Annotated in this window: 12 protein-coding genes; 10 read left to right on the top strand and 2 right to left on the bottom strand. The window is 71.2% G+C overall.

What is annotated here, in order from left to right; all coding sequences use genetic code 11:
• Nucleotides 1–2,292 (bottom strand): homocysteine S-methyltransferase family protein (locus AOK03_RS12900; RefSeq protein ID WP_167355601.1); only part of this gene is annotated, 2,292 nt, incomplete at its 3' end.
• Between the two features lie 267 nt (nucleotides 2,293–2,559).
• Here AOK03_RS12900 and AOK03_RS12905 point away from each other — a divergent pair.
• The 8 genes from AOK03_RS12905 to mtnB all read left to right on the top strand — a co-directional run bounded on the left by AOK03_RS12905 (nucleotide 2,560) and on the right by mtnB (nucleotide 10,861).
• Nucleotides 2,560–3,324, top strand: coding sequence for an IclR family transcriptional regulator (locus AOK03_RS12905; protein WP_055565366.1), 765 nt, complete (start codon nucleotides 2,560–2,562; stop codon nucleotides 3,322–3,324).
• Nucleotides 3,325–3,670: 346 nt separating this feature from the next.
• A complete protein-coding gene (locus AOK03_RS12910) occupies nucleotides 3,671–4,462 on the top strand; it encodes an MIP/aquaporin family protein (RefSeq protein ID WP_055565367.1) in 792 nt (263 codons plus the stop codon).
• A 69-nt stretch (nucleotides 4,463–4,531) separates the two neighbouring features.
• On the top strand, nucleotides 4,532–6,070 hold the full coding sequence (glpK, locus tag AOK03_RS12915) for a glycerol kinase GlpK (protein ID WP_055565368.1): 1,539 nt from the start codon (nucleotides 4,532–4,534) through the stop codon (nucleotides 6,068–6,070).
• A 4-nt stretch (nucleotides 6,071–6,074) separates the two neighbouring features.
• Entirely contained in the window at nucleotides 6,075–7,685 is a 1,611-nt protein-coding gene (locus AOK03_RS12920; protein ID WP_055565369.1) for a glycerol-3-phosphate dehydrogenase/oxidase, read from the top strand.
• Between the two features lie 128 nt (nucleotides 7,686–7,813).
• Entirely contained in the window at nucleotides 7,814–8,878 is a 1,065-nt protein-coding gene (locus tag AOK03_RS12925; protein ID WP_055565370.1) for an LLM class flavin-dependent oxidoreductase, read from the top strand.
• 59 nt (nucleotides 8,879–8,937) lie between these two features.
• Nucleotides 8,938–9,528 carry a 1,2-dihydroxy-3-keto-5-methylthiopentene dioxygenase gene (locus tag AOK03_RS12930; RefSeq protein ID WP_055565371.1) on the top strand — a complete coding sequence of 197 codons (591 nt, stop codon included), beginning with the start codon at nucleotides 8,938–8,940 and terminating at the stop codon, nucleotides 9,526–9,528.
• Entirely contained in the window at nucleotides 9,525–10,253 is a 729-nt protein-coding gene (gene mtnC, locus AOK03_RS12935; RefSeq protein WP_079074683.1) for an acireductone synthase, read from the top strand. Before AOK03_RS12930 ends, mtnC begins: the two co-directional genes overlap by 4 nt.
• Entirely contained in the window at nucleotides 10,250–10,861 is a 612-nt protein-coding gene (mtnB, locus tag AOK03_RS12940) for a methylthioribulose 1-phosphate dehydratase (protein WP_055565372.1), read from the top strand. Before mtnC ends, mtnB begins: the two co-directional genes overlap by 4 nt.
• A gap of 100 nt (nucleotides 10,862–10,961) precedes the next feature.
• Here mtnB and mtnA read toward each other — a convergent pair whose 3' ends face one another.
• Complete coding sequence (gene mtnA / locus AOK03_RS12945) at nucleotides 10,962–12,020, bottom strand: S-methyl-5-thioribose-1-phosphate isomerase (RefSeq protein ID WP_055565373.1); 1,059 nt, start codon at nucleotides 12,018–12,020, stop codon at nucleotides 10,962–10,964.
• 345 nt (nucleotides 12,021–12,365) lie between these two features.
• Here mtnA and AOK03_RS12950 point away from each other — a divergent pair, with 345 nt between their 5' ends.
• Together AOK03_RS12950 and AOK03_RS12955 are read left to right on the top strand one after the other, a co-directional pair.
• Nucleotides 12,366–13,460, top strand: a complete 1,095-nt coding sequence (locus AOK03_RS12950; protein ID WP_055565374.1) for a BMP family ABC transporter substrate-binding protein — start codon at nucleotides 12,366–12,368, stop codon at nucleotides 13,458–13,460.
• The coding region (locus AOK03_RS12955) for an ABC transporter ATP-binding protein (RefSeq protein ID WP_079074684.1) at nucleotides 13,444–15,028 on the top strand (1,585 nt) is incomplete at its 3' end. The genes AOK03_RS12950 and AOK03_RS12955, both read left to right, overlap by 17 nt.

The following is a 15,028-nucleotide window of genomic DNA, read 5'->3' on the forward strand; positions in this document are numbered from 1 at the left end:
GATGATGTCGACGAGGTTCTTGCCGATGTCGTGCACATCGCCGCGGACCGTGGCCAGCACGATGGTGCCCTTGCCCTCCGCATCGGACTTCTCCATGTGCGGCTCCAGATGCGCCACCGCACTCTTCATCACCTCGGCGGACTGAAGCACGAAGGGCAGCTGCATCTGGCCGGAGCCGAACAGCTCACCGACCACCTTCATGCCCTCCAGCAGCGTGTTGTTCACGATGTCCAGAGCCGGCGTATCCCGCAGCGCCTCGTCCAGATCGGCCTCCAGGCCGTTCTTCTCCCCGTCGATGATCCGCCGCTGCAGCCGCTCGTCCAGCGGCAGCGCCAGCAGCTCCTCGGCCTTGCCCGCCTTCATGGACTTGGTGGAGACCCCCTCAAAGAGCTCCATCAGCCTCTGCAAGGGGTCATAGCCCTCGGCGCGGCGGTCATAGATCAGGTCGAGCGCGACCTTGACCTGCTCCTCCTCCAGACGCGCGATCGGCAGGATCTTGGAGGCGTGCACGATCGCCGAGTCCAGGCCCGCCTTCACGCACTCGTCCAGGAAGACGGAGTTGAGCACGACACGGGCGGCCGGGTTCAGGCCGAAGGAGATGTTCGACAGGCCCAGCGTGGTCTGGACGTCCGGGTGACGCCTCTTCAGCTCACGGATCGCCCCGATGGTGGCGATGCCGTCCCCGCGGGACTCCTCCTGACCGGTGCAGATCGTAAAGGTCAGGGTGTCGATGAGGATGTCCGACTCGTGGATGCCCCAGTTCGTCGTCAGGTCCTCGATGAGCCGCTCGGCGATGGCGACCTTGTGCTCGACCGTGCGGGCCTGGCCCTCCTCGTCGATGGTCAGCGCGATCAGCGCCGCACCGTGCTCCTGGGCCAGCGCGGTCACCTTCGCGAAGCGCGACTCGGGGCCGTCACCGTCCTCGTAGTTCACCGAGTTGATGACCGCACGGCCGCCCAGCTTCTCCAGGCCCGCCTGGATGACCGGAACCTCGGTGGAGTCCAGCACGATCGGCAGCGTCGAGGCCGTCGCGAAACGACCGGCCAGCTCCGCCATATCGGCCACCCCGTCCCGGCCCACGTAATCCACACACAGGTCCAGCATGTGCGCGCCCTCGCGGATCTGGTCACGGGCCATCTCCACACAGTCGTCCCAGCGGCCCTCCAGCATGGCCTCGCGGAACTTCTTGGACCCGTTGGCGTTGGTCCGCTCCCCGATCGCCAGGTACGAGGTGTCCTGACGGAACGGCACCGTCTGGTACAGGGACGCGGCCCCCGGCTCCGGGCGCGGGGTGCGCTCGGGCGGGGTCAGTGCGCGGACGCGTTCGACGACCTGGCGCAGGTGCTCCGGAGTGGTGCCGCAGCAGCCGCCGACCAGCGAGAGGCCGTAGTCGCGGACGAAGTTCTCCTGCGCGTCGGCCAGCCGTCCGAGGCCGAGGGGGAAGTGCGCGCCGTCCTTGGTCAGCACCGGCAGGCCGGCGTTGGGCATGCACAGCAGCGGGATGCGGGAGTGGCGGGCCAGGTAGCGCAGGTGCTCGGTCATCTCGGCCGGGCCGGTGGAGCAGTTCAGGCCGATCATGTCGATGCCGAGCGGCTCCAGCACGGTCAGGGCGGCGCCGATCTCGGAGCCCAGCAGCATGGTGCCGGTGGTCTCGAAGGCCAGGGAGCACACCAGCGGCAGGTCCAGGCCGGTGGCCTCCAGGGCGCGGCGGGCGCCGAGCACCGAGGCCTTGGTCTGCAGCAGGTCCTGGGTGGTCTCCACGATCAGCAGGTCGGCGCCGCCGTCGATGAGGCCTTCGGCGTTGGCCTGGAAGCCGTCGCGCAGGACGGTGTACGGGGCGTGGCCCAGGGTGGGCAGTTTGGTGCCGGGGCCGATCGAGCCGAGGACCCAGCGCTGGCGGCCGTCGCCGGCGGTGAACTCGTCGGCGCTCTCGCGGGCGATGCGGGCGCCGGCCCGGGAGAGTTCGAAGATCCGCTCGGGGATGTCGTACTCCCCCAGGGCGGCGTGGTTGGCGCCGAAGGTGTTGGTCTCCACGCAGTCCACGCCGGCCGCGAAGTACTCCTGGTGCACCGAGCGCACGATGTCGGGGCGGGTGACGTTGAGGATCTCGTTGCAGCCTTCTAGCTGCTGGAAGTCCTCCAGGGTGGGGTCCTGGGCCTGGAGCATGGTGCCCATCGCGCCGTCGGCCACCACCACACGGGTGGCGAGGGCCTCGCGGAGGGCGTCGGCTCGGGTCCTGCTCTCGGACGAAACAGGCGTGGGCTGCGACGACGGGGTTGGCGACGAGGCCATGAAAGAGCTCCCTGGAGTGCGACGGCTGTCGGCTTTGCGCTCTCTGGCTGGAGGGCGCACTCGGTCAGGGTAGCCGGGACCATGGTCCCGTTGTGAAGTAGTCCACGGGACGGACGGGCCGGACGGGCTTGGCCGAATCGCGTCCCCGGCGGGGGCCGTGCGGGCGACACGGCCCGTCCGCGCATTAGCGAGAGGTCGACAACGACCGATAGTGTTCAGCATTGTCGAACGTCGGGTTGGTACAAGGGGACGGAGGTCGGGGCTGCGATGGCACGCAACATCCAGTCGCTCGAAAGGGCCGCGGCGATGCTGCGGCTGCTCGCCGGCGGCGAGCGACGGCTCGGCCTCTCGGAGATCGCCTCCGCCCTCGACCTCGCCAAGGGTACGGCGCACGGCATTCTGCGCACCCTCCAGGCCGAGGGCTTCGTGGAGCAGGACTCCGCGTCGGGCCGCTATCAGCTGGGCGCCGAGCTGCTGCGCCTGGGCAACAGCTATCTGGACGTCCACGAGCTGCGGGCCCGCGCCCTGGTGTGGACCGACGACCTGGCCCGCTCCAGCGGCGAGAGCGTCCACCTCGGCGTCCTGCACCAGCAGGGCGTGCTCATCGTCCATCACGTCTTCCGGCCCGACGACAGCCGCCAGGTCCTTGAGGTGGGGGCGATGCAGCCGCTGCACTCCACGGCGCTGGGCAAGGTCCTCTCCGCGTACGACCCGGTCGCGCACAACGAAGCCGTCGAGGTCGAGCGCAAGACCTTCACCGTGCACACGGTGACCGATGCCGAGGACTTCGAGGGCGTCCTCGATCTGACCCGCGCGCGCGGGTACGCGGCGGACGTCGAGGAGACCTGGGAGGGCATCGCCTCCGTCGCCGCCCCCATCCACGACCGGCGGCGGATGCCGGTCGGCGCGGTCGGCGTCACGGGCGCCGTGGAGCGCGTCTGCCGGGACGGGGAGCTGCGGCCCGAGCTGATCGCCGCGGTGCGGGACTGCGCGCGTGCCGTGTCCCGGGATCTGGGCGCCGGGCGGTTCTGACCCGGAGGCCGGGCGGCCGGGCGGATCCCTCCGCGGGCGCTCCGACGTGCAGGTGACACACATCCGCGCGACGATCTGTGGACGGATCCCCGGCCCCGGACAGGCGCACCTGGACCGATAGGTCGAAACGATCAATAACGATCGTGTTTTCAATAACAGAACTCTTGACGAGCGAGTAACCCCGGGGCGAGACTCGCGTCCACCGGTCGGCATTGTCGAACACCTAACGGCATTACGCGCTAGAGTGTGACAAGGCCAGGGCCGGCAACGACCTCACCTGAGGTCGCGGACCACCGGAGGGACCCGGGGTTCGCCTTTCCCTGGACGAAGGACAAAGGAGTCGCGGGTGTCCAGCTCCGACATCTTCATCGGCGAGACCATCGGTACCGCCGTGCTCATCCTGCTCGGCGGTGGCGTGTGCGCCGCCGTCACGCTCAAGCGCTCGAAGGCCAAGGACGCCGGCTGGCTCGCGATCACCTTCGGGTGGGGCTTCGCCGTTCTGACCGGCGCCTATCTCGCGGGTGGCGTCTCCGGCGCCCACCTGAACCCGGCGGTCACGCTCGGCCTCGCGATCGAGGGCGGCACCAAGTGGAGCGACGTTCCGCTCTACCTGGGCTCGCAGCTCCTCGGCGCGATGATCGGCGCCTTCCTGGTGTGGGTCACCTACATGGGCCAGTTCAAGGCCCACCTGACCGACCCCGAGATCCTCGCGGCGCAGCCGATGGACGAGGGCATGGTCGACCAGAAGGCCGCCCCCTCGGCGGGCCCGGTGCTCGGCATCTTCTCGACCGGCCCCGAGATCCGGAACTACGTCCAGAACGTGCTCACGGAGATCATCGCCACGGTCGTCCTGGTCCTCGCCATCCTCACCCAGGGCCTCAACGACGGCGGCAACGGCCTCGGTGTCCTCGGCGCCCTGATAACCGCCCTCGTGGTGGTCGGCATCGGCCTCTCCCTCGGTGGCCCCACGGGCTACGCGATCAACCCCGTCCGTGACCTCGGTCCGCGCATCATCCACTCCGTGCTCCCGCTGCCGAACAAGGGCAGCTCGGACTGGTCGTACGCCTGGGTGCCGATCGTCGGTCCGCTGATCGGCGGCGCCATCGCCGGTGGTCTCTACAACGTCGCGTTCAAGTAGACCCGCGATACCGACCGAAGACCGCCACAGACGCCCGAGACCACCGAGCAAGAACTTCTGGAGCACACCGTGACCGACGCACACACCGCAGGCCCCTTCATCGCGGCCATCGACCAGGGCACCACCTCGAGCCGCTGCATCGTCTTCGACAAGGACGGCCGGATCGTCTCCGTCGACCAGAAGGAGCACGAGCAGATCTTCCCGAAGCCGGGATGGGTCGAGCACGACGCCGCCGAGATCTGGACCAACGTCCAGGAAGTCGTCTCCGGAGCCGTCTCGAAGGCCGGGATCACCCGTGCCGACATCAAGGCGATCGGCATCACCAACCAGCGTGAGACCACGCTGCTGTGGGACAAGAACACCGGCGAGCCGGTGCACAACGCCATCGTCTGGCAGGACACCCGCACCGACGCGCTCTGCAAGGAGCTCGGGCGCAACGTCGGCCAGGACCGCTTCCGCCGCGAGACCGGCCTCCCGCTGGCCTCGTACTTCGCGGGCCCGAAGGCCCGCTGGCTGCTCGACAACGTCGAGGGCCTGCGCGAGCGCGCCGAGGCGGGCGACATCGTCTTCGGCACCATGGACTCCTGGGTCATCTGGAACCTGACCGGTGGTGTCAACGGCGGCAAGCACGTCACCGACGTCACCAACGCCTCCCGCACCATGCTGATGAACCTGCACACCATGCAGTGGGACGAGAAGATCTGCGAGTCCATCGGCGTCCCCACGGCGATGCTCCCGGAGATCCGCTCCTCCGCCGAGGTGTACGGCGAGGTCACCGGCGGCCCGCTCGGCGACCTGCTCGGCGGCATCCCCGTCGCCTCCGCGCTCGGCGACCAGCAGGCGGCCCTCTTCGGCCAGACCTGCTTCGACGAGGGCGAGGCCAAGTCCACGTACGGCACCGGCACCTTCATGCTGATGAACACCGGTGACAAGGCCATCAACTCGTACTCCGGGCTGCTGACCACGGTCGGCTACCAGATCGGCGACCAGAAGCCGGTCTACGCCCTGGAGGGCTCCATCGCCGTCACCGGTTCGCTGGTGCAGTGGATGCGCGACCAGATGGGCCTGATCAACTCCGCCGCCGAGATCGAGACGCTCGCGTCGTCGGTCGAGGACAACGGCGGCGCCTACTTCGTACCGGCCTTCTCCGGTCTGTTCGCCCCGTACTGGCGCTCCGACGCCCGCGGTGTGATCGCCGGTCTGACCCGGTACGTCACCAAGGCGCACATCGCGCGCGCCGTCCTGGAGGCCACGGCCTGGCAGACCCGTGAGATCACCGACGCCATGACGAAGGACTCCGGCGTCGAGCTCGCGGCCCTGAAGGTCGACGGCGGCATGACCTCCAACAACCTGCTGATGCAGACCCTCTCGGACTTCCTCGACGCGCCCGTGGTGCGCCCGATGGTGGCCGAGACGACCTGCCTCGGTGCCGCCTACGCCGCCGGTCTCGCCGTCGGCTTCTGGTCCTCGACCGACGAGCTGCGCGCCAACTGGCGCCGGGCCGCGGAGTGGACCCCCCACATGGACGCGGACACCCGCGACCGTGAGTACAAGAGCTGGCTCAAGGCCGTGGAGCGGACCATGGGCTGGATCGAGGACGAGGAGTAAGACAATGACCACCCTGCAGAGCGTCCCTGCCCTCGGGACGCATCCGGCCGCCGGTTCCAACCAGAGCCGCGCCGAGACCCGGGAGCAGCTTTCCAAGGCGACGTACGACCTCCTGGTGATCGGCGGCGGGATCCTGGGCATCTCCACCGCCTGGCATGCCGCGCAGTCGGGACTGCGGGTGGCCCTGGTGGACGCCGGTGACTTCGCCGGCGCCACCTCCTCCGCCTCCTCCAAGCTGCTCCACGGCGGTCTGCGCTACCTGCAGACCGGCGCGGTGAAGCTGGTCGCGGAGAACCACTTCGAGCGTCGCGCGGTGTCCCGTCAGGTGGCCCCCCACCTGGCGAACCCGCTCACCTTCTACCTGCCGGTCTACAAGGGCGGCCCGCACGGCGCGGCCAAGCTGGGCGCGGGCGTCTTCGCGTACAGCGCGCTGTCCGCGTTCGGCGACGGCGTCGGCCACCTGCTCAGCCCCTCGAAGGCCGCGCAGGACGTGCCGGAGCTGCGTACGGACAACCTGAAGGCCGTCGCGGTCTATGGCGACGACCAGATGAACGACGCCCGCATGGCCCTGATGACGGTCCGCGCGGCCGTCGAGGCCGGTGCCGCCGTCCTCAACCACGCCGAGGTCACCGGGCTGCGCTTCACCAAGGGCCGGGTCACGGGCGCGGAGCTCAAGGACCGCATGGACGGCACCGAGTTCGGCGTCAACGCCCGCCTGGTGCTGAACGCGACCGGCCCCTGGGTCGACCACCTGCGCAAGATGGAGAACCCGGACGCGGCGCCCTCCATCCGCCTGTCCAAGGGCGCGCACCTGGTCCTCAAGCGCACCGCCCCCTGGAAGGCCGCGCTGGCGACCCCGATCGACAAGTACCGCATCACCTTCGCCCTCCCCTGGGAGGACATGCTGCTGCTCGGCACCACGGACGAGGAGTTCGAGGGCGACCCGGCGGACGTGCGGGTCACGGAGGCCGACACCGCGCAGATCCTGGACGAGGCCGCGTTCTCCATCCGCGACCAGCAGCTGTCGCGGGACCTGATCACGTACTCCTTCGCGGGTCTGCGGGTGCTGCCCGGCGGCCCCGGCGACACCTCGAAGGCCAAGCGCGAGACGGTCGTCACCGAGGGCGCAGCGGGCATGCTGTCCGTGGCCGGCGGCAAGTGGACGACGTTCCGCCACATCGGCCGGACGATCATGAAGAAGCTGGAGTCGCTGCCCGGCCACCCGCTGGGCGACGACTACGAGCCGATCTCCTCGCTGCCGAAGAAGCTGCCGCTGCCCGGCATCGCCAACCCGCGCGCCGTCGCCCACCGCCTCCTGGTGGACGGCCCGGCCCCCGGCCCGCGCATGGCCGCCGACACCGCCAAGCACCTGGCGACGCACTACGGCTCGCTCTCCTTCGACATCGCCCGCCTGGCGAACGAGAACCCGGAGCTGGCCGAGCGCGTCCACCCGGACGCCCCGGAGATCTGGGCCCAGGTCGTCTACGCCCGCGACAACGAGTGGGCCGAGACGGCGGACGACGTGCTGCGCCGCCGCACCACGCTGACGATCCGCGGCCTTGCCACGGACGAGGTCCGCGGCAAGGTCGAGGACCTGCTGGGCAAGAAGGCCTGACGGACGTCTTCGTGGAGAGCTGGTAACTCGTAGAGAGCCGGGTAAGGGGCGGTCGCCATGGCGACCGCCCCTTACTCATGCCATGCCGCCGCCACAGTGCGGCAACGTTCGGCGCGCACTGTTGAGGCATGAAGTTTCAGGTGCTCTCCCTCATCTCCCACTCGCCGCACCCCCTCACCGGTGAACTCCCCTCCCCCGCCGAACGGTTCGAGGACGTCATCGAGATCGGCGTGACGGCGGAGCGGCTCGGCTACGACGCGTACGCCGTGGGCGAGCGGCACGCGGGGGCCTTCCTGTCGTCGAGCCCGACCGTCGTGCTCGGCGCCCTCGCCGCCCGCACTTCCCGGATCAGGCTCCTCACCGGCGTCACCGTCGTCGCCATCCTCGACCCCGTGCGGGTCGCCGAGGACTACGCGACGCTCGACCAGATCTCGCGCGGCCGGATCGAACTCGTCGTCGGCAAGGGCGCGGAAGCCGGGCACTTCGACCTGTTCGGGCTCGACGAGTCCCGGCAGTGGGACTTGCAGCGCGAGAAGTACGAACTGCTGCGCAGGCTGTGGGACGAGGAGAACGTCGACTGGGAGGGCGAGTTCAGGCCGTCGCTGAAGAACGTCACGACGGTGCCGCGGCCCTACGCGGGAGCGCCGCGCGTCTGGCACGGTTCCGCGACCTCCCTCAACTCCCCCGAGCTGGCGGCCAAGCACGGCGACCCGCTCTTCACGGCCAATGCCATCCAGCCGCGTTCGGCGTACGCCTCGCTCATCGGCCACTACCGCGAGCGGTTCGAGGCGTACGGCCACGACCCGGCCCGCGCGCACGTGGCGGCGGGCTCCGGCGGACTGCTCATCGCGGACTCCGCCGAGCAGGCGGTGGCGCGCTACAAGGAGCTGTACGAGGCGAAGGTCGCCCAGACGTTCCGGCCCGACCTGGAGGGCAGGGCGGGCTACAACACGCCGTTCCGCACCATCGAGGACGCCATCGCGGACGGGCCCCAGCTGATCGGCTCCCCGCAGCAGATCATCGACAAGATCCTCGGCTACCACGAGGTGTACGGGCACGACCTGCAGTCGGTCTCGGTGGACGGCTTCGGGCTCTCGCGGGGCGAACAGACGGAGACGCTGCAGCGGTTCGCGGAGGAGATCGCGCCGGTGGTGCGCAGGGCGGCACCGTCCACGCTGTGGGACACCCTGTGACACGCCAACCACGCGGACTACGATCCGAAGAACAGCCCTGACCTGCCCTGGAGTGATCCATGACCCTCCTCACGACCTGGCCGGAGTCCGGCCCCGAGACCGTCGTGCGCCGCACCTCGGACCCGGTCGAGATCGCCGCCGCGCTCGCTGTGGTCGGCGTACGTTACGAGCAGTGGCCGGTGCGCGAGGACGTGCCGGCCGACGCCGACAGCGACACGGTCTTCGCCGCGTACCGCACCGAGATCGACAAGCTCAACGCCGAAGAGGGCTTCCGGACCGTCGACGTGGTGGCGCTGCACCCGCCGGCCGGTGACGACCCCGAGTGGGCCGGGAAGGCGCGGGCCGCCCGGCAGAAGTTCCTGGCCGAGCACACGCACGACGACGATGACGAGGTGCGCTTCTTCGTCGCGGGCGCCGGGATCTTCTACCTCCACGTGGGCGGCGAGGTGCACGCCGTGTACTGCGAGAAGGGCGACCTGCTCGGCGTGCCGCGCGGCACGACGCACTGGTTCGACATGGGGACGTCTCCCGCCTTCACGGCGATCCGCTTCTTCCACGAGGAGGACGGCTGGATCGGCACCTTCACGGGCAGCCCGATCGCGGACCGCTTCCCCGACTTCGACGAGATCCACGCGGGGTACGCCGCGTGACGGAGAACAGCCTGGATGCCGTGGACGCCGTGGTGCTCGACATCGAGGGCACCACGAGCGCCACGGGGTTCGTGGTGGACGTGCTGTACCCGTACGCCCGCGAGCGGTTCGGCGAACTGCTCGCCGCGCGGGGCGGGGAGCCCGAGGTGGCGCGGGCCGTCGCGCAGGTGCGGGCGGAGACCGGTGAGCCGGACGCGGACGCGGCCCGGGTGGAGAAGATCCTCGGCGAGTGGGTCGACGCCGACCGCAAGGCGACTCCCCTCAAGACGCTCCAGGGCATTCTCTGGGCGGAGGGTTTCGCGCGCGGCGAGCTCGTCTCGCACTTCTACCCGGACGTCATCCCGGTACTGCGGCGCTGGCACGCGGACGGGGTGCGGCTTTACGTGTACTCGTCCGGTTCGGTGTCCGCGCAGCGCGCCTGGTTCACGTACTCCGCGGAGGGCGATCTGCTCGGGCTGGTCAGCGGCCTGTACGACACGGAGAACGCGGGCCCCAAGCAGGAGGCGGACTCCTACCGGGCCATCGCCGCGTCCACCGGGACCGACCCCGGGCGGCTCCTCTTCCTCTCGGACCGGCCCGGCGAGCTGGACGCGGCGCGGGCCGCGGGCTGGCGGGCGGTCGGGGTGCGCCGGGCCGGGGAGCCGTACGCCGACGCCGACTTCGGCGACCACCCGCAGGCCGCCGCGTTCTCCGACATCACCCTTGCCGCTAGGAGCAGTTCATGACCGAGACCACCACCGCAGGCCTGGATCTGCAGGAGGCGGGGGCCGTGCTCGCCGCGGAGGCCGCACGGTTCGCGTCGTTCGGCTGGATGCGGGGGACGTCCGGGAACCTGTCCCTGGTCCTCTCGCGGGACCCGCTCCGGCTCGCCGTGACGGCGAGTGGCCGCGACAAGGGTGAACTGACGCCGTCCGACGTGGTGCTGACGGACGGTCAGGGCGCGGCCGCCGGGCCGGGCCGCCCCTCGGCCGAGGCGGCGCTGCACGCGCGCGTGGTGCGGCTCACCGGCGCGGGCGCGGTCGTGCACGTCCACACGGTGGCCTCGGTGGTCATGGGGCAGCGCGCACCGGAGGGGATCCCCTTCGAGGGCCTGGAGATGCTGAAGGGGCTCGGGCACCCGACGCACGAGGTGTCGGTGGTGCTGCCGGTGATCGAGAACAGCCAGGACATGGCCGTGCTCGGGGACCGCCTGGAAGCGGCGCTGCGGCCGGACATGCCCGCCGTGGTGGTCGCCGGGCACGGGATCTACGTCTGGGGTGCCGATCCCCGCGAGGCACGGCACCGGGCGGAGGTCGTGGAGTGGCTGCTGGAGCTGGCGGCGGCGCAGGGCTGAGGCCCCGCCCCCGGCAGCACCTCGCCCGGTCCCGCGCCTTTCCGCCACCGGGGCTCCGCCCCGGCCCCCGCTCCTCGAACGCCACCCGGAGCGGCTGAGATCAGCCCAGGCGGGCGGAGGGCAGCTCCCCGGCCGCGGGCTCCAGCACGCCCCGCTCCGTGACCAGCGCCGTCACCAGGGACCCCGGCGTCACGTCGAACGCGGGATTGTGGCCGCGCGAGGCCGCGGGCGCCGTGCGCACGCCCGCCCACTCCAGCACCTCGTCCTCTGACCGGAGCTCGATGTGGATGTCGCCGCCCGAGGCCGTCGCGAGGTCCACCGTGGTGGTCGGGGCCGCCACCATGAAGGGGATGCCCGCGTGCGCGCAGGCGAGCGCCACGGCCACCGTGCCGACCTTGTTGGCGGTGTCGCCGTTCGCGGCGATGCGGTCCGCGCCCACTATGGCCGCGTCGACCTCGCCCCGCAGGATCGTGCCCGCCGCCGCGCCGTCCGCCTGCACGTAGTGCGGGATGCCCTCCTGGGCCAGCTCCCAGGCCGTCAGGCGGGCCCCCTGGAGGAGGGGGCGCGTCTCGTCGGCGTAGACCGTCTCCAGGCGTCCCCTGGCGTGCAGTTCGCGGATGACGCCGAGTGCCGTGCCCCAGCCCGCCGTGGCGAGGGCCCCGGTGTTGCAGTGGGTGAGGATGCGCAGCGGGCGGTCCGAGCCGGGCGCCACGCGGTCGAGCAGCCAGTCGGCGCCGTGCGCGCCCATCGCGTGGTTGGCCGCGAGGTCCTCCTGGACGATCGCGTCCGCCTCGGCGAGGACCGCGGCCATGCCCTTGTCGACGAAGGGCCGTACGCGGTCCACGCACACCATGAGGTTCACCGCGGTGGGCCTGGCCGCTCGGATCCGGTCGATCTCGGCGTCCAGGCGTGCGCGGTCCCAGCCCTCGCGTCCGCCCTGCGCCATCGCGAGGGGGACGCCGTATCCGCCGGCCGCGCCTATCGCGGGGGCGCCGCGGACCACGAGCCGGACGATGGCGTCGACGAGGCCGTCGACCGTCGTGACGTCCAGGCGTTCCAGGGCGTGCGGGAGCACCGTCTGGTCGATGAGGGAGACGGACGGGCTGCCGTCCTCCGCGGCCGCCGTCCAGGTCACGGCGCGCAGTTCCTGGCTGTTCATGGGGGTCAACTCCGAACGAAGAGGGGCGATTCCGGCCATGGGAGGAGGGGTGCCGTCACCGTACCTGACGTGCTCGAACCACATTTCGAGACGACCGTACGACTGTACGAAATCCGGTGTTACCCTCGCCGCCACCCAGGACAGATCGATCCGATCCACGGTGCGAGGAGGACAGCCATGGCCGCGAAAGCCGACGCGATGTGCTGCCCCGCCGTGTCCTGCGGCCGCCGCATGCGCTGTCGCCGCTGCTGCCGCTGTTGCCGCTGAGCGAAGCCGCTCGCACCCTCGTACGAGTCTCCTGTCACTGCCCGGGCCGTTCCCGGGCACCTCCACGAAGGCGATGCCATGCCCCTGCCCTCCCTGCGTACGCGCACGTCCCTGAGACTCACCGCCGCGGCCGTCGGCGCCGTTCTCCTGGCCACCGGCTGCAACGCCGCCGCCAAGAACGGCGATTCGGGAAAGAACGGAGACGGCGGAAGCGGCAAGTCGTTCACGCTCGTCACCCCCGACCCCGTCGCCCAGAACGAGTTCCTCAAGCTCGCCGTCTCCGGTGTGAAGGCGGCGGCTGAGGCGCACGACGGCTCGCACAAGGTCTTCCAGAGCAGCGACACCGACTCGCGCCAGCAGAACGTCGCCTCGGCCGTGGACTCCGCTCCCGACGTGGTCGCGCTCGTCGGCTTCGAGTTCGCGGACATCGTGGCGCAGCAGGCCGAGGCCCACCCGAAGCAGCAGTTCCTGCTCGTCGACGCGTGCACCAAGAAGACGTACAAGAACGTCACTTGTGCCGTCTTCCGCGAGCACGAGGCCGTCTTCCTCGCCGGCGCCGAGGCGGGCCTGCTCACCAGGAGCAAGAAGGTCGGGGCGGTCGACGTGCTCGACACCCCGCAGTTCCGGCGGTACAGCGAGCCCTTCGCGGCGGGCGCGAAGAAGGTGCGGCCCGGCGTGCGGTCGCGGACGCTGTTCGTCGGCGGGCAGTCGCCGTTCAACGACGCGGCGCGCGCCAAGGACCAGGCGGCGACGCTCGCCTCGGGCGGCGTCGACCAGGTGATGGCGGCCGCGGCGGCGGGCAACACGGGTGTCTTCCAGGCGGCGAAGGCGGGGAAGGCGGCGAAGTCAGGGCACGGCAAGGGCTTCCAGGCGTACGGCGTGGACGCCAACCAGTGCCTGACCAGCCCCGGCGAGGTCGTCGACAACGTCCTCAAGAAGACCGACGTCGCCGTTCAGAAGGGCATCGGGCAGATCCTCGACGGCAAGGGCGGCACCACCGTCTCGTACGGCCTCAAGGAGGGCGGCATGTCGCTGACCGGCCTGGAGCCGGGGCTCGCCGACTCCAGGTGCCTGATCGCCGAGCCCGCCAACGACGACGTGCTGGCGCGCGTCAAGAAGCTGCGCGACGACATCGCCGCCGGAAAGCTGACCGTCGATGACCCGGCGGCCTGACGCGGACGGTGCCCCGTTCGCCGTCGAACTGCGGGGCATCACGAAGGAGTTTCCCGGCACCCTCGCCAACGACCGGGTGGACCTGACCGTCCGGCGCGGCGAGGTCCACGCCCTGATGGGTGAGAACGGCGCGGGCAAGTCGACGCTGATGTCCGTCCTGTACGGGCTGCTGCGGCCGGACGCCGGGCAGATCCTGCTCGACGGGCGCGAGGTGTCCTTCGGGCGCCCGAGCGAGGCGATCGCCGCGGGCCTCGGCATGGTGCACCAGAGCTTCAAGCTGTTTCCGTCCTTCACGGTCGCCGAGAACGTCGTGTACGCGGCCGAACCGCGCCGTTTCGGTCTCACGGACCGGGCGGAGGCGGTGCGGCGGGTGGCCGCGCTCGCCGAGGAGCACGGGCTGGCCGTGGATCCGTCGGCCGAGGTCGGCGACCTGCCGGTGGGCGTGCGCCAGCGCGTGGAGATCCTCAAGCTCCTGTACCGGGGCGCCCGGACGCTCATCCTGGACGAGCCGACGGCCGTGCTGACGCCCGCGGAGGCGGACGCGCTCTTCGGGGTGCTCCGCTCCCTCGCCGACGAGGGCCGCACCGTCCTCCTGGTCACGCACAAGCTGCGCGAGGTCATGGAGGGCAGCGACGCGGTGACCGTGCTGCGGGACGGGCGGGTCGCGGCGCGCATGCGGACCGCCGACACGAGCGCGGACGGCATCGCGGCGGCCATGACGGGCCGTGCGGTGGAGCTGGACCGGGTGCATCCGGCGGGCTCGCCCGGCGGCGCCGTCCTCTCGGTCGACGGTCTGACGGCGGGCGGGGTGCGCGAGGTGTCGCTCACCGTCCGCGCCGGGGAGATCGTCGGCATCGCGGGGGTCGCGGGCAACGGCCAGTCCGAACTGGTGGCGGCCATCGCCGGGTTGCGGCCCACCGCGGCCGGCCGGGTCACGCTCGCCGGGCAGGACGTCACCGACGCGTCGGCCGCGGGGCGCCGTGCGGCGGGGCTCGCGTACGTCCCCGAGGACCGGACCGCGGTCGGCACGGCGCCGGCCGCGACGGTCGCGGAGAACCTCGTCATGGGCCACCACCGGGGGCACGGCCTGCTGCGTCCGGGCCGGCTCCGCGAGCACGCGCGCGTCCTCGTCGAACGCTTCGGGATCAAGGCGGCGTCGTCGGGGCACCCGGCGGGCTCGCTCTCCGGCGGCAATCTGCAGAAGCTCGTGATCGGCCGCGAACTGGCCCACGAGGCGCCCCTGTTGATCGTCGAGCAGCCGACCCGCGGCGTGGACATCGGCGCCGTCCAGACCATCCACGACCACCTGGTCGCGCACCGCGACGCGGGCCACGCGATCCTGCTCGTCTCCGCCGAGCTCAGCGAGATCCGCGGCCTCTCGGACCGGGTCCTCGTGATGTACGAGGGCGAGATCGCGGCGGAGCTCACCCGCGAGGAGGCGGACGAGCCGACGCTGGGGCTCGCGATGGCGGGCGGCGCGCCGAAGGGCCCGCCGCCCACGTCCCCCGCCGGGGCATCCCCGGCCGGGGCGTCCCCCGCCGAGTCACCCGCCTCGCCCGCCCCCGTCA

Source organism: Streptomyces atriruber (genome assembly GCF_001418325.1).
In the GTDB taxonomy this organism is placed as follows: domain Bacteria; phylum Actinomycetota; class Actinomycetes; order Streptomycetales; family Streptomycetaceae; genus Streptomyces; species Streptomyces atriruber.